Annotated in this window: 19 protein-coding genes; 11 read left to right on the plus strand and 8 right to left on the minus strand. The window is 42.1% G+C overall.

The annotated features are described in order from the left end of the window. The coding region (groEL, locus tag K1X84_14130) for a chaperonin GroEL (protein MBX7152765.1) at positions 1-212 on the minus strand (212 nt) is incomplete at its 3' end. A gap of 55 nt (positions 213-267) precedes the next feature. Then, positions 268-540 (minus strand): co-chaperone GroES, encoded by a 273-nt coding sequence (locus tag K1X84_14135; protein MBX7152766.1) that lies wholly within the window; start codon positions 538-540, stop codon positions 268-270. A gap of 284 nt (positions 541-824) precedes the next feature. Between K1X84_14135 and K1X84_14140 the strand changes: the two genes are divergently transcribed. The 11 genes from K1X84_14140 to K1X84_14190 all read left to right on the plus strand — a co-directional run bounded on the left by K1X84_14140 (position 825) and on the right by K1X84_14190 (position 10,303). After that, positions 825-1,775: a DMT family transporter gene (locus tag K1X84_14140; protein ID MBX7152767.1), complete on the plus strand. Its 951-nt coding sequence runs from the start codon at positions 825-827 to the stop codon at positions 1,773-1,775. Continuing rightward, complete coding sequence (locus tag K1X84_14145; protein MBX7152768.1) at positions 1,772-2,284, plus strand: shikimate kinase; 513 nt, start codon at positions 1,772-1,774, stop codon at positions 2,282-2,284. Before K1X84_14140 ends, K1X84_14145 begins: the two co-directional genes overlap by 4 nt. A gap of 278 nt (positions 2,285-2,562) precedes the next feature. After that, positions 2,563-2,805 carry a hypothetical protein gene (locus tag K1X84_14150; GenBank protein ID MBX7152769.1) on the plus strand — a complete coding sequence of 81 codons (243 nt, stop codon included), beginning with the start codon at positions 2,563-2,565 and terminating at the stop codon, positions 2,803-2,805. Positions 2,806-2,988: 183 nt separating this feature from the next. After that, positions 2,989-3,963 (plus strand): polyprenyl synthetase family protein, encoded by a 975-nt coding sequence (locus K1X84_14155; GenBank protein ID MBX7152770.1) that lies wholly within the window; start codon positions 2,989-2,991, stop codon positions 3,961-3,963. A 14-nt stretch (positions 3,964-3,977) separates the two neighbouring features. Further along, positions 3,978-5,258, plus strand: coding sequence for a phosphopyruvate hydratase (gene eno, locus K1X84_14160; protein ID MBX7152771.1), 1,281 nt, complete (start codon positions 3,978-3,980; stop codon positions 5,256-5,258). A gap of 11 nt (positions 5,259-5,269) precedes the next feature. Beyond that, positions 5,270-5,608: a septum formation initiator family protein gene (locus K1X84_14165; protein ID MBX7152772.1), complete on the plus strand. Its 339-nt coding sequence runs from the start codon at positions 5,270-5,272 to the stop codon at positions 5,606-5,608. Positions 5,609-5,615: 7 nt separating this feature from the next. Beyond that, positions 5,616-6,089 (plus strand): dTDP-4-dehydrorhamnose 3,5-epimerase family protein, encoded by a 474-nt coding sequence (locus K1X84_14170; GenBank protein MBX7152773.1) that lies wholly within the window; start codon positions 5,616-5,618, stop codon positions 6,087-6,089. Positions 6,090-6,219: 130 nt separating this feature from the next. Beyond that, positions 6,220-7,551, plus strand: coding sequence for a D-alanyl-D-alanine carboxypeptidase/D-alanyl-D-alanine-endopeptidase (gene dacB, locus K1X84_14175; GenBank protein ID MBX7152774.1), 1,332 nt, complete (start codon positions 6,220-6,222; stop codon positions 7,549-7,551). After that, positions 7,548-7,934, plus strand: a complete 387-nt coding sequence (locus K1X84_14180) for a YraN family protein (protein ID MBX7152775.1) — start codon at positions 7,548-7,550, stop codon at positions 7,932-7,934. The genes dacB and K1X84_14180 overlap by 4 nt, the downstream gene beginning before the upstream one ends. A 119-nt stretch (positions 7,935-8,053) precedes the next feature. Continuing rightward, positions 8,054-9,235, plus strand: a complete 1,182-nt coding sequence (locus K1X84_14185) for a hypothetical protein (GenBank protein ID MBX7152776.1) — start codon at positions 8,054-8,056, stop codon at positions 9,233-9,235. A gap of 18 nt (positions 9,236-9,253) precedes the next feature. Continuing rightward, the gene (locus K1X84_14190) at positions 9,254-10,303 is read left to right on the plus strand and encodes a hypothetical protein (GenBank protein ID MBX7152777.1); all 1,050 of its coding nucleotides are present in this window, start codon (positions 9,254-9,256) and stop codon (positions 10,301-10,303) included. Between the two features lie 3 nt (positions 10,304-10,306). On the opposite strand, the gene hisS is transcribed toward K1X84_14190, so the two are convergent. From hisS to K1X84_14220, 6 genes are all read right to left on the minus strand, one after another. Beyond that, positions 10,307-11,560: a histidine--tRNA ligase gene (gene hisS / locus K1X84_14195; GenBank protein ID MBX7152778.1), complete on the minus strand. Its 1,254-nt coding sequence runs from the start codon at positions 11,558-11,560 to the stop codon at positions 10,307-10,309. A gap of 12 nt (positions 11,561-11,572) precedes the next feature. Beyond that, complete coding sequence (locus K1X84_14200) at positions 11,573-13,294, minus strand: methyl-accepting chemotaxis protein (protein MBX7152779.1); 1,722 nt, start codon at positions 13,292-13,294, stop codon at positions 11,573-11,575. Positions 13,295-13,298: 4 nt separating this feature from the next. Continuing rightward, positions 13,299-16,205 carry a hybrid sensor histidine kinase/response regulator gene (locus tag K1X84_14205; protein MBX7152780.1) on the minus strand — a complete coding sequence of 969 codons (2,907 nt, stop codon included), beginning with the start codon at positions 16,203-16,205 and terminating at the stop codon, positions 13,299-13,301. A gap of 3 nt (positions 16,206-16,208) precedes the next feature. After that, positions 16,209-17,648, minus strand: a complete 1,440-nt coding sequence (locus K1X84_14210; protein MBX7152781.1) for a hypothetical protein — start codon at positions 17,646-17,648, stop codon at positions 16,209-16,211. A gap of 2 nt (positions 17,649-17,650) precedes the next feature. Further along, positions 17,651-18,688, minus strand: coding sequence for a chemotaxis response regulator protein-glutamate methylesterase (locus K1X84_14215; GenBank protein ID MBX7152782.1), 1,038 nt, complete (start codon positions 18,686-18,688; stop codon positions 17,651-17,653). Positions 18,689-18,709: 21 nt separating this feature from the next. After that, positions 18,710-19,468: phosphoenolpyruvate--protein phosphotransferase (locus K1X84_14220; protein MBX7152783.1), on the minus strand; the 759-nt coding region annotated here is incomplete at its 5' end.

The raw sequence follows: 19,468 nt of genomic DNA on the forward strand, positions 1-19,468 counted from the left end.
GCGCCCATATTTTCAATCGGATCTTCGAGTTCGATTTCTTTGGCTACGGTAACGCCGTCTTTGGTAACGGTCGGCGCACCGAATTTTTTATCGATCAAAACGTTGCGTCCCTGGGGGCCGAGCGTGACTTTGACCGCATTGGCCAAAACGTCGATCCCTTTTTTCAGCTTGGCACGCGCGTCGACATCAAATACGATTTCTTTAGCTGCCATGATGATATTTCTCCTGTTTTTTTAGATTAATTTTGCTATTTTCGTCAAATTTTTATCAACCTTGAATGGCAAGAATATCGGCTTCATGCATGATCAAATATTTTTTGTTGTCATACGATACTTCCGTACCGGAATATTTGCCATACAAAACCATGTCGCCAGCTTTGACTGTTAAAGGTTCGTCTTTTTTGCCGGGACCTGCAGCCACGACTTTACCGACTTGAGGTTTCTCTTTGGCTGAATCGGGAATGATCAGACCGCTGGCAGTTTTTTCTTCCGCTTCCATAGGTTCAACGATCACTCTGTCGCCTAAAGGTTTCAGTTTCATGTTAACTTCCTCCTGATTGTTTTGAACGATGGTTTATTGTGTTGAAGTATTGTTGTTAAAAGAAGTTTTTAAAAAAAAATTCAAGTAGTGAATGTGCAGTTAGCAATCTGTACACCAATTTTTTAAAATAATGTAAGATAATTAAAATTAATGTTTTAAACTTAAAAATAAGTGTGGATTTAGCACTCATTTATGCTGAGTGCTAAAATGTCATTAAATTTCATGGCTTATTGTCAGACCCTGTGACAAAAAAGCAAAAAATTTTATATAAAATCAAATTATTTATGTTAAAAAACGATTATTTCAAAGGCGTATTTTTCATTTGTCTGGCCGCTTTGTTTTGGAGCAGTGCAGGACTTATGATCAAATGGGTGCAATTGCCATCACTTCAAATTGCGTTGTTTCGATCATTGATCGCAGGAATCTTTTTGGGTGGTTACATTTTTTTTCAGATTAAGTTCAGGAAAATTCCCTTTACAATGTATTTCAACAAATGGGCATTGATTACGGCGATCTGCTATACATTTACTGTTTCTTTATTCGTAATGGCCAATAAACTGACGACTTCGGCTAATGCGGTTTTTTTGCAATATACATCGCCGGTCACGGTCATTTTGGTTTCGTATTTTATTCTAAAAGAACGGATATATTTTCTGGAAATAGTTACGGTTGCAGTGTGCCTGGTTGGAATGGCTCTCTTTTTTGCAGACGAGGAAAAATCAACTGCTTTGATCGGCAATATCATCGGGATGTTGTCGGGTGTGGCTTTTGCGCTGCTACAGGTATCAGTCAAACGGTCGGAAGAACACGCGCAAGCCGGTGATGTCACAACTGATCAAAGGGTCAGCGATCTTCGCGGCGTATATCATCTTATGCTGGGTAATGCGATGACAGTGGTCGTTTTATTCATAGCGATTACCGTACTGATGCAGACAAGTTCTGGAGGACCGTTGGCAGGCATTGCAGGTGAAGAATTTAATTTGGGCAGTAATGATGTTTTAGGATTACTTTTTCTTGGCGTTATTCAATTGGGTTGCGGTTATCTTTGTTTTGCGAAAGGCGTTCACTATATTTCGAATGTTGAGATTGCTATCTATACGCTTTTGGAACCGATCTGCAATCCGATCTGGACATTTTTGGGAACCGGGGAGGTACCGGGATTTTGGGCCGTTATTGGTGGGATGCTGGTACTTGGCGCTATGATGGTTAATTCTGTTTTTGGCAGAAAACGATGAAAGAAAAAATTTATCTTTGCGGCTTCATGGGAAGCGGTAAGTCGACTGTCGGCAGGTTGTTGGCTCAAAAAATGAATCGACTTTTCATCGATACCGATGCGATGATTGAATCAGAATCCGGAAAAACAATCAGCGAGATTTTCAACCAATTCGGTGAAAAAGAATTTCGCCGTTTGGAATCGGATGTTATTCACCGCTGTTCCCAACAAAAAGAAGCATGTATTATTGCGCTGGGAGGGGGAAGTTTAATCAATCCGCGCAATCTACATTACGTTCGATCTACCGGTTATTTGATTTATTTGAAAACCGAACTTCCTTTGCTCGCAGACCGCTTAAAGGATGCGCAACATCGGCCACTTCTACAATTCGGGGAGGTAGAGTTCTTATTTAAACAGCGTGAACAAGGGTATCTTCAGGCGGACTGGATATGCGATTGTGCAGATTTTAATGCCTCAAGGGTAACTGATTCGATTGAGGAATATCTTATGAAAAATTTTCAAAAAAATTAGTCCATTTACGAAGGTTTTTTGTAAATAAAGAAGTCAAGACAAACGGCTTTATATACATACTTAAAACCGCCAAGATGAACAAGTCCTGAAAAAATTAAATTTTCATTTTTTTCGGGTGATTTATCACTTGACAAAGCATGTTTAATTTAGTATCATTGCACGATTTTAAGTATCGAAGTGCCCATAAACCCTTGTCAAATATGAGGATTATGAAGGATCTTCGATTGCCGATCAAGTAATCAATTATTATTGATAATACATTAACAAAGGAGAAACGTATGGCGAGATTAACCGCATCCGAATGGGTGGCTCGAGAGAATAATTGTTCGGAATCGGAAGCCGAAAACATGTTGGAAGACGATCCGGATCTGGAATATGAATACTACTTGCGGTATTGCCTTCAGGAATTGAATTTATCGCCGGATGAAATTATTCGTGGTTTCGGCGCGGATATGACGGAAGCCCAGGAACGTTTCATCGAAGATTTCAAAGGCGAGGATGAGTTGGAATTAGAACAATAGATATTAATTGAAGTGATTATTTTAAAGAGCTGATTGGATTTTCAATCAGCTCTTTTGATTTTTCCATGTTTAGTGATTTTTGGAGCGGTAAAATGGGGATTAATTTCTTGATTTGGAAACGCCAAAACCTTACATTGCCACAGCATTTCGGCGAGAAATTTCAAGTAATACGGAACCGGTTTAATGACGATTAAGGAAATATTTGAACCGATTGAAGACGAAATAGAAGTATTCAAAAAAAAATTTAAAGAACGTCTTACATCCAATATTAAAATCGTCGATACGATCGCCCGATACGTCGTCTCTTCACGCGGAAAAAATTTACGACCGATGTTGGTTCTCATGTGCAGTAAAATGTGCGGAGGAACTCTGGATGAAAAATCCTATCGAGCGGCCATTACGATTGAGTTAGTGCATACGGCTACGTTGGTGCATGACGATGTTGTCGATGGATCCGACATGCGGCGCGGTTTGCCATCGATTAATGCGATTTGGAAAAATAAAATGGCTGTCCTTATGGGCGATTATTTGCTCGCCAATGCATTGATCAGCATCGTCGATATCAGAAGTTTCGATGCCATGATGTTGTTATCCGAAGCCACCAAGCGCGCCAGTCAGGGTGAACTGCTCCAGATCGATAAGAGCCGGAAATTGGATATTGACGAGCCGACGTATTTGCAAATTATTAACGATAAAACAGGCGCACTCATTTCCGCTGCTTGCGAATTAGGCGCCATTACAACAACTGGTGCCGAAATTGATCGTGAGGCTTTGAAGAAATTCGGCGATTATGTCGGTATGGCGTTTCAGATCAAAGACGATTTGTTTGATTTTGAAGGTGAACAATCGGTTATCGGTAAAACCAAAGGCCGCGATCTAAAAGAACAGAAAATCACTATGCCTTTGATTTATGCATTAAAACAGGCAAAGCCCGAAGAATCCAAACACATTTTGAAGAAAATTAAAAAAAGTGTTAGCCGTTCGGACGTTAATGCGATTATAGCGTTTACACAACATTACGGAGGATTAGATTACGCGAAGAAAAGATTGCAGGACTATTCCAATCAAGCTGTAGCCAGTTTGAATCATTTCAAAGATTCACCGGCGAAAGACGGTTTGAAGAAATTTATTCAATACAATATGGAACGAACCAAATAATCCGGAGCAGAATCATGAGCCATATTCATCAAATTTATGCGCGTGAAGTTTTAGATTCCCGAGGCAATCCAACGGTTGAAGTAGAGGTATTTTTGGAAAGCGGCGCAATGGGACGAGCTATCGTTCCCAGCGGCGCTTCAACCGGCGAACATGAGGCAGTAGAATTACGCGACGGGGATAAATTGCGTTATCTCGGAAAAGGCGTGCAAAAGGCCGTTAAAAATGTCAATACTATACTTGCCAAAAAACTAGTTCATATGGAAGCCGCCGAACAAGCAGTAATCGATCACACAATGATCGCGCTTGACGGAACGCCGAACAAAGGGAAATTAGGAGCTAATGCCATTTTAGGAGTTAGTTTGGCCGTAGCACGGGCGATGGCCGTTGAGCTCGGCATCGCGCTGTACCGTTATATTGGCGGTATTCAAGCGCGAACTCTGCCTGTGCCAATGATGAATATTATCAATGGCGGTGCGCATGCCGATAATAATGTCGATTTCCAGGAATTTATGGTCATGCCTGTCGGTGCCTCAAGCTTTTCAGAAGGATTGCGTATGGGAGCCGAAATTTTCCATCATTTGAAAACCGTTTTGAAATCCAAAAAATATAACACAGCCGTCGGTGATGAAGGTGGATTCGCTCCTAATTTAAAATCGAATGACGAAGCGTTGGAAGTAATTTTAGAAGCCATTCATGCCGCCGGTTATAAATCGGGGAAGGAAGTAATGATTGCACTCGACCCCGCATCGAGTGAATTCTTTGACGGCAGTAAATATGTTTTAAAAAAATCGGACGGATCGAAAAAATCATCCGAACAAATGGTTAAATTTTACGAAAACTGGGTGCGGCAATATCCTATCATTTCAATCGAAGACGGCATGGCAGAAAACGATTGGAAAGGTTGGAAAATGTTGACGGATGCAATTGGCGATAAAGTACAATTGGTCGGTGATGACTTATTTGTAACTAATCCGAAGTTTTTATCCAAAGGAATTAGCCAAGGTGTTGCGAATTCTATTTTGGTAAAAGTTAATCAGATCGGGACTTTGACAGAAACTATTGATGCCGTGCACATGGCGCACAAAGCCGGCTATACGGCTGTGATTAGCCACCGTTCAGGCGAAAGCGAAGATACGACCATTGCCGATATAGCCGTCGCGCTCAATTGCGGGCAAATTAAAACCGGTTCGGCTTCGCGCACCGATCGCATCGCCAAATACAATCAATTGCTTCGTATTGAAGAACATTTAGGCGCCAGCGCCGTGTATCTAGGACGGCGTGCGTTTAAAATTTAAAGGAAACGATCATGACCATGGATGCCGAAAGTCTTTTGCGTGACGAAGCGTTGCTGCTGAAAAAAAAGAAACGCCGCAAAATTGTTTTATGGGCGGTGGCAGTCATAGCTTCGTTAACCGTTATTGGTGGTAATTACGGACTATACCAAATCATGAAAATAAACAATCAGCGATCGGCCTTGGTACAATCGATTGAAAAATTGAAACAAGAACAAACCGCATTACTGCAGGAACGTGAAAAATTAAAATCCGATTTGAAACATATCGAAAAAGTTGCTCGTGAAAAATACGGTATGGTACGTGAAGGCGAACGCGTATATCAAGTCATTCCAAAAGACAAAAAACAATAGGAAGGTCATGTTTAAAAAAGGCACTGTTGACGGCGTTATCGTTAAAGATATTAAGAAATGGATTGATGATCGGGGCTGGCTTTTGGAACTTTTTAGGAATGATGAGCTCCATGAGGAATTTTTTCCGGCAATGGCCTATGTATCTCAAAGCTTGCCCGATGTTGCACGTGGCCCGCACGAACATAAAGAACAAGCCGATTTATTCTGTTTTGTAGGACCGTCTAATTTCAAAGTATGGATGTGGGACAATCGCCCCCAATCGCCTACGTTTAATCATAAAATGGTTCTGTTCGTTGGGGAAGATAATCCCAAATTCATCGTCATTCCGCCCGGCGTCGTTCACGCCTATAAGAATATTGGTGGTAAACACGGTATCGTCATTAATTGCCCGAACCGTCTGTATGCCGGGAAAGGACGCAAAGAACCTGTCGATGAAATCCGACATGAAGAGGATTCAAATACGATTTTTAAATTGGAATAAAAAAATTATGACATGGAAGTCAATCGGGAATAGGATTTCGATCTTATTCCTTTTTTTTGGTTTATTACGGCCGGTTACTGCGCAACCAGTTTCATATTCTTCGGCCAAATTGGATTCTCTGAGAAAAAAGATGGAGATGATTTTCTCGCAAAAACTTTTCAAAGAATCCTCGGTTGGATTTTATGCGAAATCGCTGAAATCAGGGCAAGTGCTTCACCAGTACAATGAAACGAAATTGTTGAGTACAGCCTCGTGTATGAAATTGGTCACAACGGCAGCGGCCTTAGATAAATGGGGAACTAATCGTCAGTTTAGAACCGGTTTTTATTCCGACGGAAAGTTAGAAAATGGCGTCTTGAAGGGAAATTTATTTGTCAAAGGTTTTGGTGATCCGTATTTAGTAACGGAAAAACTACTGAAGTTTATTTATCACCTTAAAGCGGCGGGTTGGACATCGATCACCGGTGACATCATCGCTGATGACAGTTTTTTGAGCGATTCACCCAATGCCGAGACCAATGATCGTGCTTATTCAGCCATTGGTGGTGCGTTGGGTTTTAATTTCAATACGGTTACGGTATTTGTTCGGCCCGGCAAAAAATCAGGTGACTCCGCACAGGTTTTTGTAGAACCTATTTCTAATTTGTTTACTATAGTCAACAACGCCAAAACCGGCGATTCCAATTCTACAACCATTGACAATTATAAAGTATCGATTCAATTCAATAAAACTTCGATGACCATAAGCGTTTATGGCGTTATCGGGATTGACGAAAAGGAATTGGAAATATATAAACGTGTGGATGACCCAACGCGATATACCGCAACCGTTATCCAGGAAACATTAAAGCAATTTGGAATTTCGGTACAAGGAAAAATTCGTAATGGCCGCGTGCCGATGGATGCAGTACCTTTGTATGATTTGTCTTCTTATGATTTATCGTACATCATTTCTGGTGTTAACAAATGGAGCAACAACTATGTTGCCGGCCAGCTATTGATGATCATGGGCGCGGAGGAATTTGGTGAACCGGGAAATGATGAAAAAGGTATTCGGGCCATTAAGCCGTTCATAAGCAAGGTTGGCATCAGCGACAATGAGATTATAATGGTCGACGGTTCCGGTCTGGATGCGCGCAATAAAATGACTGCATCCGCAATCGTGCGGCTGCTTGAGTACATGTACAACTCACAATGGTCTTCGGAATATATGTCTTCATTGAGCATTGCCGGCGTAGACGGGACGGAAAGAAAAAGATTCAAAAAAAACGGTGGTCCGGCAGAAGCCAGCCGCCTGAAAATCGGTTATTTGTGGGGCGTGAGTACGTTGAGTGGATTTATTGAATCAAAAAATGGCGATCGAATTGCCTTTGCCATTTTGACCAACGATTTTCCAAAAGAATATTATGAAAGTGTGAAACAACTGGAAGATCAGGCTTGCAAAATTTTATATGAACTATGAACAACGATACGAATTATTCGAAGAAAATCGGAGACCGTGGCGAAGACGTTGCGGTCAAATATCTTGAATCCAAACAGTACGAGATTTTAGCTAAAAAATATAAATTCCGAAACGGTGAACTGGATATTGTAGCGAAAAGCGACGGAATGATTATTTTTGCTGAGGTGAAAACGTCTGATTTGACTTATCAATCAATTTCTAAGTTTGGTGAGCCTGAGTCATGGCTTACGCCCAAAAAACAAAAATTTATGAGGCAATGTGCTAATCATTTTCTATGGAAGAACGGAATCTCAAATGTAGATTGCCGTTTTGACTTGATTGCTGTCAGACTTTATTCTGACCGGGAAGAGATCAACCATATTGAAAATGCTTTTTGGATGTGATTAGAAATTAAGTCTTGCTTTTTTTTATACTTCAACTTAATATAGATGGTATCTCTTTGATATTTCTACATTTCTAAGCGGGTTCATTCTTGACGATAAGTTTTTTGAAAGGAAATGAGATGAAAACTCTTATCGCATCGGTTTATTTTTTTTCATTAACAATTTTTCTTGTCGTTAGCGGTTGTGATTCTGATACCACTGAGAACGTTATAGCAGATCCTACTGAATCAGAAATCATGGTTGGTGGCTTATCATCCAATGAACAAAATATTTATCACGAAGGCAGAGATTTTTTCTTCAGATCCTTTACATTGGCCGAAGGGTTGGGGCCATTTTTTGCAGAAGATGCATGTGGAAAATGCCATGAAGGTGCGGGGCGAGGACCAGGGAAAGTTTTGAGGATAGGACGTACAGTCGAGGGTACTTTTGATCCCATGATTCGTTTTGGAGGACCGACACTTCAATTTCGAAGTGCAATGAATAATGTGATACCTGAAACAGTTCCGCCCGAAGCCCAATTTGTTGAATTTAGGGTAGCACCAGCAATATTTGGACGAGGATATATTCAAGCTATTCCCGAAGAAACGATTGTAGCTAATGCCGATCCCAATGATTTGAACGGTGACGGTATTTCTGGGCGGCCCAATTATATTGTCATGGGATTTGTTGGGGCGCCGACACATCCGGAATTAGGTCGGCATGGCTTAAAGGCGCAGATGTCACGAATTAAAGATTTTGCTTCAGCAGCTTTTCTCAATGATTTAGGAATGACTACGTCAATGAGACCGTACGAATTAGTTAATCCTAATGCTCCAAAGGCGAAAGATGGCAGAAATGGCACTGACGTTAAAGATGATATAGTTGACAAAGTTGAAAAATTTATACGGATGAGTGAATTTCCGTCAATGCTTCTGGAAACTCAAAATATTATGGAGGGAAAAAATTTATTTAATACGATTGGATGCCAGAAATGCCACGTACCAAAAATGATAACTGGCGACAGCGACATTGAAGCTGTCGCCTATAAAGAAGTATATTTTTATTCTGATTTTTTAATTCATGATATGGGACCTGGTTTGACAGACGGCACTTTAGATGGCGATGCATTGCCGCAAGAATGGAAAACTCCTGTTTTACGTGGAATGAGATTTTTCAAAGAATTTCTGCATGACGGAAGAGCTCTCAGTATAGATGAAGCAATCATTTTACATGGCGGCGAAGCTGAAGCTATAAAGAATGTTTATAAAAATTTACCGAAGGATGATCAGGTAAAACTTATCGAATTTATTCATTCACTTTAGTACAGGTATATTATGAGGATGAGTTTTCATACCCTTAGATGTTATATTGCTTTCTTGACATTAGTCTTTGTTGGCTGTTCTAAAGATGATTCAGGCTTTTTTAGCGGAATCTATTTTGATAGATCACCGAGAGAACTGCGAGATGGACAAGGCTTTTATGAAATGTGGTTGGGTTTTCCAAAAGCAGGTGGAGGCATCGAATGGGAAAGTATTCTACGTTTTGATAATGTTGAGAGTACTAACAAGCCGTTTCTTGATGGGAAAGCGGCTCAGCTTAAATTACCGGAACGCGATATATCCGAAGCAAGTGCAGCTGCGGTTTCGATAGAGCTTCAAAACGATTCTGATCCTTTGCAGCCCAATCGCATTTTTATGAGCGGTAATTTTATTAACGGTATTGCTTTTTTGGAGCTCAGTGGCCAGTATGCTTTTGATATGCAATTGGATGATCCTACGTTAATATCAGGTAAGTTTGTTCTGGCTACGCCTTCAGACAGTCTTGATAACAATGATGCAAGCGGTGTATGGTTTGTGGATATGCCATTTGGCAATGGAGTTCAAGGTGCAGGGCTCAAATTACCATCTTTACCTTCCGGTTTTCACTATGAAGCATGGGTTGCTACCCGTACCGAAACGGTGTGTATCAGCACTGGAGCTTTTACTCAAGCGGCTGGCAATGACATAAATGGAGCAGGACCAAACGGTGGTGGAGCGGCCATTCCCTTATTTCCTGGGGAAGACTTAGTTTTTGATAAATGGAATGCGGATGTACAAGGCAGGCAATTGCCGTTAGGTATCGATACAAATGCGTATAAAGAAGCCTTTAAATTTCCGATTGCGATCAATCATGAAATTGCTATCAATCCCATAACGGGTGAGAAAGATTTTTGGGATATAGTTGTTTCAATTGAACCAGAACCCGATAATGATCCAGAAGAACCGTTTGCAATATTTCCGTTGGTATATTTTGTTCGAGTAACCGATCCGACTAACACGGTTATTAATATGCAAAATTTTAATGCCGGCGTAGCACAACTCATTACTATCAATCTTGAAAAATTGAGATAATTATTATTTACTCAGTTCCTTGAAAAGTTCGTCAGGCGACAAACTGAGTTGGCTTCCGGTCGACATATTCTTAACTATGTATTGATTGGCCGTCACTTCATTGTCTCCAATGATTACAGCGAATCGAACATTCTGACGATTGGCGTCGCGCATTTGCGCTTTTAGGCTTCGGTCATTCTGTCCTATTTCGCACGAAAAAGAGGAGTGACGGAGTTGACGAGCAAGGGGAAGGACGGCCTTTAATGCCATTTCGCCTAAAACCACGAAATATACATCAGGCTTAGGAACCTCACCGAAAGAAAGTTTTTCGGCTTCCATCACAATGATCAGACGTTCGATGCCTGCTGCGAATCCCACAGCCGGCGTAGGTTTTCCGCCCAGGCTTTCGCAAAGAAGATCGTATCGCCCGCCGCCGCCTAATGCATTTTGTGAACCAAGGTTTTCGCTTTGAATTTCATAAGCCGTCTTCGTGTAATAATCCAGTCCGCGAACCAATCGCCCATCAATCTCAAATATGATATCAAGCGTTTTTAACATCGACTGAACGCGATTGAAATGCGCCGAGCATTCTTCGCATAGATATGAATTAATCAACGGCGCGCTAGCTGTTAATTGTGCATCTTTCTCGTTTTTTGAATCCAAGATTCGCATCGGATTAGTAGTAAGTCGTTTCTGACTTTCGGGAGAAAGATCGTGTTTCACCTTTTCCAGAAATGCTACAAGCGCTTCGCGATAACGGGGACGGCAAACCGGACAACCCACGCTATTAATTTTAAAATTTAAATTTTTGATCCCTAATTCTTCATAAATTGATAGCGCGATCGCCATTGTTTCAACATCATTTTCAGGCGCTTGGCTGCCAATCGATTCGACTCCAAATTGATGGAATTGACGTAAGCGTCCTTTTTGCGGACGTTCCTGACGAAACATCGGTCCGATGTAATAGACTTTGTTCAGTGATTGTTGCTCTCCCAAACTGTTTTCAATGAATGCGCGCATGACTGATGCCGTCATTTCCGGCCGCAATGTTAAACTTTCGTTGCCCTTATCCGAAAAAGTATACATTTCTTTGCCGACCACGTCCGTGCTTTCGCCAATACTGCGCGAAAATAATTCGGTATACTCAAACATGGGCGTACGGATTTCTGTATAATTAAACCGTCGCATGATGTCACGGATCTTAGTTTCAACAAAGTGCCATTTGTAAATTTCGGATGGAAGAATATCCTTGGTTCCGGTAGGAATGCGGTAATTCAAATGTCAACTCCTTTAATTAAGCACATTACGAATGGCATCAGAAAATTTTTGTAAATTTTCCGTTGGTTCAACTGCATTTTCACTTTGAGCCAATTGTTCTTTGGCGCTATTGTCAATTTCTTTGATACTGAAAAAAACCTGTTCGTGTGCTGTTTTCTGCTGTTCAATGGCGCGTGTAATGTGTTCGATGGATTCAAAAGTTTGTTTTACCATTTCATAGATATAATTGAATGTGTCTTGTGCATCGGCTGCTGATTGCTTTCCATGTTGTACCAGTTTGAGCTCTTTTTCCGTTGCGAGTACGGAAATATGCGTTGCCTTACGTACATCCGTAATAATTCTTTTAATTTCCTCGGTTGAGTTGGAGATATTTTGCGCCAGTTGACGAATTTCAGTAGCTACGACGCCAAACCGCTCGCCCAGTTCGCCGGCTGCTGCCGTTTCAATGGCCGCATTAAAAGCTAGAATTTTGGTGTGATCGGTGATGTAATTGATGATCTTCATGACTTCTTCAATTTGTGACATGCGCAGGCTTAGATCCATCGCGCGTTGTGATCCCAAAGTCGCTTCACTGTGAATTTGCTCAATGCAGTTTAATGTTTTATCGATGAATTCTTTTCCTCGGCTGACTTGCGCAAAACCGTTTTGCATAGCCTTATTGACGCGCAAAATATCTTCAGAAATTTGATTGACGGAATGCACCAACTCCTCCAATGTCGTCGTTATTTGCGCTATGGCTGACGCCTGATTGGAGGAAGAGACATGTTGATATTTGGAAGTGTTGGAAATCTCTTTTGATTCTCTAAGAATAGCTTCGCTCCATTCACGCAGTTGTACGGTTAAGCTTTTCAGGCGCAAATGGTAATATTGAAAATGATTGCTTAACGAAGCGATCTCATCCGTCGTAACACGCAGAACTTCAGGCACATGCTCGTCCGATAAATAAGCCTGCATATGGCGAACCGGACGCAGAGTTGAACGACTAAACAACCAAACAAGCACCAACGCGTACAAAAACGTTCCGGCTAAAAGCCAGTAGACATCCGATTGAATCGTAAAAACGCTTGATTCGCGGTATCGTAATATAATGGTGATCAATAATGTACAAACCGATGTCAAAGGGATAAATACGATTGCAAATAATTTCATTCGGAAGTTGATTGGAACTACTGACAACGGTTCGAGGGGCATATCGGAAACGCGGGCCGCGAGTGATATCATTAAATTTTCTAAAACAAAAAATTGTAACAAAGCCAGAGGCCAGACGAAAACGCTGATGGCCATCAACACATGCGAAAGGTAATCATACCATGACATGGAATGGAGAATGAAAGGAATCGTGACGGTCAAAGCGGTAAACAACACCGTGCTATAAATCGATCCGATCAGGCCGTACGCACAAAACTTTACTGGGTAGTTTACAATTTCAGTCGCAATTTCTTGTAGTAGCGCAGGCGTTGCGACGTCCGTCGAGTTATCGTCCTTTGAAAAGAAAAATAAGGATGTTTTTTTAAGTAATAGAATATGAGTCAAAGCTCCGACCGCCATAATAATGCCAACGTCGACCCATAGTACCAGTTGGCGATAAAAATTTTCCCCCGGTGTCATTACAAGGTTGTTTTGAATATATAGGCTGGCAATTAAAGAGAAAATAATGCCTGTAGCTATTGAATAAAAATAAGGTTTCCAGATAATCCAAAATGCAACCGGACGCAAAGATTGTAATTGGTTCATAGGTTTATCCAATCAGGCTTTCCACCGTGTCAATGAGATTAGTTTGATCGAACGATCCTTTAACGATATAGGCATTGGCTCCTACGTCGATTCCACGACGCTTGTCGTCGGACGAATCACGAGAAGTGACGATAATGACCGGAATATGCTGATAGTTTTTATCATTTTTAATTTTGGACGTCAGGGTAAATCCGTCCATCAAAGGCATTTCCAAATCCGTAACAACCAGATCAAAATGTTTTTGTCTTATTTTTTCAAAAGCATCGAGCCCGTCTTTGGCCGTGTCGACTTCATATCCATAAGCTTGCAAAATGGTTTTTTCGACTTCGCGCGTATTTAAGGAGTCGTCCACCACAAGAATTGATTGGGTCGATTTTTTTTGAGTTTTGGGCTTTTCTCGAATCGAAAAATCTTTGGTCGAAGCGATTAAATCGGGAACATGCAGTACGAGCACGATTTCGTTATTGGTTGCAATGGCTGCGGATGAAATATTTTGAACACGCATAAAATGATCGGGAAGTGATTTCACAATAATATCGCGTTCATCAATAATGTCATCCACGATAAAGCCTGCCCGTTCGCCGCTGGCATGGGCGATGATCACAAATGCTTCTTCCTGTTTGTTAGCGCCGTCACTCGGAACGTTCAAAATATCCGTTAAAACCAAAATGGGTATCAATTGATTACGCACGCGAATCGCGTTTTTTTCTATAACTTCGATGATATCGCTGCGTTTGATTTTGATGGTTTCAGTTATCGACGATAATGGGAAAGCAAATTTATGTTTTCCAGCCTGAACAAAAAGCGCACGCAACGATGTCAACGTCAGCGGTAAATGGATACTGAATTTAGATCCAACATTCTTTTTGGTTTCGACAGTGATATATCCTTTCAGCGATTCGATGCACTGTTTGACGATATCCATTCCATAGCCGCGTCCGGAAATATCAGTAATAAAATCGCTGGTGCTGAATCCCGGCATAAAAATAAAATTGATCAAATCGTTTTCTGAAAACCGGCTAATGTCGTCTTTACCGGAAATTAAACTTTTCTTAATCGCTTTTTCTTTGATTTTTTCAATGTCGATACCCCGCCCATCATCCTGCACTTCGATCAGAATCGTATTGCCTTCGTTATATGCGGCAATGGAAAGTGAGCCTTCGACGGGCTTACCTGATTGTGAGCGTTCTTCAGGTGTTTCGATACCATGGTCGATGGCATTTCGGATCAGGTGAATAAGCGGTTCGTTGAGTTTCTCAACCATTTTCCTGTCGAGCTCAGTTTCCCTCCCGTTAAGGCTGAACTGTAATTTTTTTCCAAGGTTTTTTGCGAGGTCACGAACGGCACGAGGGTAGGCGTCAAAAATGGTACTAAGCGGAACCATACGCATACCCATAACGTTTTGCTGAACTTCATTAACCAATGTTTCGAGCGTGGCGGCATTTTCACGGCCATCTTTCCACAAAGCCTCCATTTGTACCAAAGCGAAAATACCTTCTTCAATGATATCGTGGCTCCACGCCGTAAACGAAGAATGTTCTAATGAAAAATTTTCATTGCGATAAGCAGGGACATAACCGGTTTCGATTTTTTTAATAAAATGTTTTAAAGTAATGTAGGCCTGGCGCAAATTTTTTAAATGATCGCTATTACGCATTTGTGATGTGATCAGTTCGCCCGTTGCACGAATAAGTGCGTCAAGTTTATCGATGCGGATCCGGATAGTTTGATCGACGTCCGTACGACGGTCCTCTTTTGGCGAGGCGGGCAAATCGACTTCCGTTGTTGTAATCTGGGCGTGACCGAGCAATTCGCGGGATGTTTTTTGTTCTTTGAGCATTAAATGCAATTGCTCGCGCGTAAGATACCCGAGAGCAATCAGACGCTCACCGAGTGGAACGGACGTGTCGGTGGTTTGATTAGCATGAATCAGTTGTTCGCGTGATAAAAAGCCGGCCTGTATCAAACGTTCTCCCAGGCGATCGGCAACTCCGGAATCATCCGTTTCGCTTGAAGTTAGGGCGGCCGGTTTGATCTCTTTATTGGCGAAAAGTTGAACCAATGTTTCAGAATCCATTTTGGTATTACGCGCAACGCTATCCAAAGCATCCAATACGGCCGTATTGGCAAAATGATCGCTGCCGGTAGAACGGACCTGTTCCGATAACCCTGCTAATAATTTGAGCGTCTCTTCGACAGCAGTTTTGATCAACGGTGTGAGAGCGATTTTTTTATTCTGAAATGCAGCGAGAATATTTTCAATCCGTAATGCGATAGCGCTTAACGTTTCAAATTTGAGCATGCGCGCCGACCCTTTGAGTGTATGTGCAGCACGGAGAGCTGCTTGCAGCGCTTCGGTATGATCCGGAGTTTTTTTAATTGTTTCAAATTCCTGCCGGATAGATTGCACATGTTCTTTTGCTTCGTCTGCAAATTTGGTTACAAACGATGCTTTGTTGATGGCTGATTTGGCCTGTTCTTTCGGGGCTTCGGTTTTGATTGTTTTTTTGACCGAGTCAACGGGTTGATTCTGCGCTAATGCAATTAATTTTTGTTGGATTTCAGAAATGTCTGCACCGGCTTCTTTGTCGTTTAATACATCCTCGACTAGGGAGTTGAGGCGATCGAAAGTTTGGAGAAAAATATCAATGACTGCGCTTGAAAATTCCTGTTTGCGTTTGCTCATAGCATAAGCCGCGTCTTCGAAATCATGAGCCAGAGTACTGATAGTCTGAAAATTCAGCATTTTGGCCGAACCTTTGATCGTATGAATAGTACGCAACATTGTATCCAAGGCTTCGTGATCCGACGGAGATTTTTCAAGGCGCAGGACGCAATCATTGAGCCGCTGGAGATTATCCCGCGTCTCGAGAACAAATTTTTGAATGAAGGTTGAACGATCGAATTTCATAGGTTATTTCAGATATTGTTTACAGGCATTGATAAGATACTCCGACGAATAGGCCAGAGCAATAAATGAAAGCGAGGCATCCGCACGATTTTCTAGAATACGAACGGCGTTGCGATACTCTCGGCGCGCATCGTCTTTGTAACCCGTATTCCACAAAACGGACGCCAAATGAAAATGGGCCAGTGAAAAATCATTTTTCAAAAAAATGGCTTTTCTGAAATGCTCTTCGGCGCGAGCCAGTTCGTGTTGATACATGTGAATTAATCCGAGTAAAAAATAACTTTCGGCTTCTACCGGATCAGTTGCAATCATTTGGCGGCAAACGTCGGTAGCTTTGTCAAAATATTCTTTACCAATCAAAATATGTGCCTTCAAAGCCAACAACGGGATGGTTTGTCCGGCATGCCGTAAATTGTCTTCCAAATGCGACAAGGCTTCATCGTAATTACCGTTCTTGAACATTTTGAATATTTGTTCAAATTGAACGGGCTTGATTTCTATCGGCACTTCGGATACTTGTGCCTGGAATTTACGCGCCGGTTGCTTGATGAGGGCTTCGATGGTTTTAGTTGCAATCGGCTGCGTGTCCGTTGCCGGCGTCGACGGCTTTAATTGATATAAAAAAACGCCGTCTTTTTCAACCAATTTCAGATGTCCGAAATTATGATGAAGCGTTTCAGAAGAACTTACAAATAAAAAACCATTTTCCGCCAAAGTATGTGCAAGCCGTTTATTAATTTCGCGGATTTTGTCTTTTGAAAAATAAATCGACACGTTTCGGAAGAAAATAATATCAAAATCGCGAATCAATTCGCCATAGTCTTCCTGGAAGAGATTGACATATTCGAATAAAACCATTTTACGAATACGTTCGTCAATGATGCGATACGTTTTATCCGCAACTCCGGGATTTCTGAAGTAAGAATTGAGATAATATACATCGACCGAACGGAAAGCATTTTTATTATAATGGCCTTTCCGTCCGTAGCTGAGCGCAGCCCGGTCGATATCGGTTGCAATCACCTGTGCGTCGAAATCGCCATAGATCAGTCGCGCTTCATGCAATGTGATGGCGATGGAATAGGCTTCTTCACCCGACGAACAGCCGGCGCTCCAGATTTTTATTTTTTTTTCGCGTTTGTGTTTCAGGATTTCCGGTATCAGCTGCATTTTCAAAATCCGAAAATGCGACGGTTCGCGGAAAAAGTATGTTTCATTATTGGTAATAAGTTCAACCAATTTTCTCAATTCATCATTATCTGAACGCGATCCGAGCATGTTGTGATAACGGGCATAATCATTGTCCAGACCAAGCTGGAGCATACGATCGCGCACCTTTTGCGTAAATTCGCCGTAGGCGTCGTCGGCAAGATAAATTCCGCAAAAATCGTGTATAGTTTTGCGGAACGCATCGTACATAGTTTTATCGAAGTCAGCGATCATAGTTATTCATTAAAAAAAATTTCATCGATGCCTGCGAGGCGCACAATTTCATCGGCAATTTGATCCAGCGGTAGTACCCATTCGGCGGCATCTAATTCAATGGCCGCTTTGGGCATTCCAAAAATGAGCGAGGTGGCCTCATTTTGAGCGATTGTTTTGCCGCCGGCGTTACGGATCTCTTTCAGTCCGTCGGCGCCATCCCGGCCCATGCCGGTTAAAATGACCCCGATCGAATTGGCGCCCGAACTTCTTGCCATTGATTCAAACAAAATATCGCCGGAAGGTTTTTGACCATTCGAAGGCTCGGTGTCGCTGAGATCGATCACATAATCCCGCGTAATCGCTAGGTGCTTTCCTGAATCCGCGACATAGACGACGCCTTTTTCAACAGGCTCGTCTGTTTCTGCAATTTTGACTTTGAGCGGCGATACATCCTGCAGCCACTCCACCAAGCCGGATGTAAAGCCCTCCGAAATATGCTGCACGACCAGGATCGGAGCGGAAAGGTTTTTGGGTAATCGCCCGAATATCGCTGCCAGCGCTCGTGGACCGCCGGTTGAACAAACGATACCGATAATTTTTTGCAAAACAGGTTTGCGGCTCGGTGTTTTTTTTCTCGGTGTTCGCCCCGAAATGTGCGTAACCACTTTGACGCGGGCGATCAATTTGATCTTGCGTGTGAACTCTTCGTATTTTTTCGAAGTATAACTTTCTTCGAGTTCCGGTTTTTCCAGAACTTCTAATGCGCCGACGGAAAGAGATTGAAAAGCGATGTTAGCATCAGTGCTGGATGTAATAACGAGAATGGGCGTTGGCCGATAAGCCATGATATGCCGTATCGCATCGAGTCCGTTCATCACGGGCATATTAATGTCGAGCGTAATCACATCTGGGCGCAAGGTTTCGGCCATCTGAATAACTTCACGGCCGTTGCGCGCTTTGCCGACAACTTCGATGTCCGGATCGGAGCACAAAATCGTGTCAATAATATCCAACGCCGTCGGAGAATCGTCGGCAATTAATACACGAACTTTGCCCATGGCTGATTCTTTCAGTGAATATCAGGTAACGCCTAAAATTTTCTTCGTTTCTTCAGCAACTGCTTTTTCGATTTCGATAGTATTGTTCATCATAAGAATTTTTTCGGCAAATTTTTTGGCTTCATTGAATTGGATGCTTCGGATGAGTTTTTTAATTTTTGGCAACATTGGCGGTAATGCACTGAATTCATCCAATCCCATACCCAGGAGCAGAATAATCGCATAAGGATTACTGGCCATTTCGCCGCACATGGCGACTGGGATACCATGTTTGTGAGCGGATTCAATCGTATGATGAATTAAGCGAAGTACCGCCGGGTGAAAACAACTGTACAAAGGTGCAACCTTAGGATTGCCGCGATCGGCTGCAAGCGTGTATTGCACGAGATCATTAGTGCCGATGCTGAAAAAATCGACTTCTTTGGCCAATTCATCAGCCATCATCGCCGCTGCCGGTGTTTCAACCATCACTCCAACTTTAATGGCGTCATTGAACGGAATTTTTTCTTGTTTCAATTCCTTTTTGCATTGTTCTATGATTTTTTTTGACAGGCGAATTTCGTCAAGCGAAACAATCATCGGTAGCATGATTTCAACATGAAACGAGGCTGAGATGCGTAAAATCGCCCGCAATTGCGGCTCAAAAAAATCACGGCATTCAAGGCCGATCCGAATTGCTCGCCATCCTAAGAAAGGATTATCTTCGTGAACGTAGCCGCGTGAGCTTAGAATTTCGAGTGGAATTTTATCACCACCGACGTCGAACGTGCGCATAGTGAC

This window comes from bacterium (assembly GCA_019695335.1).
In the GTDB taxonomy this organism is placed as follows: Bacteria; CLD3; CLD3; order SB21; family SB21; genus JABWBZ01.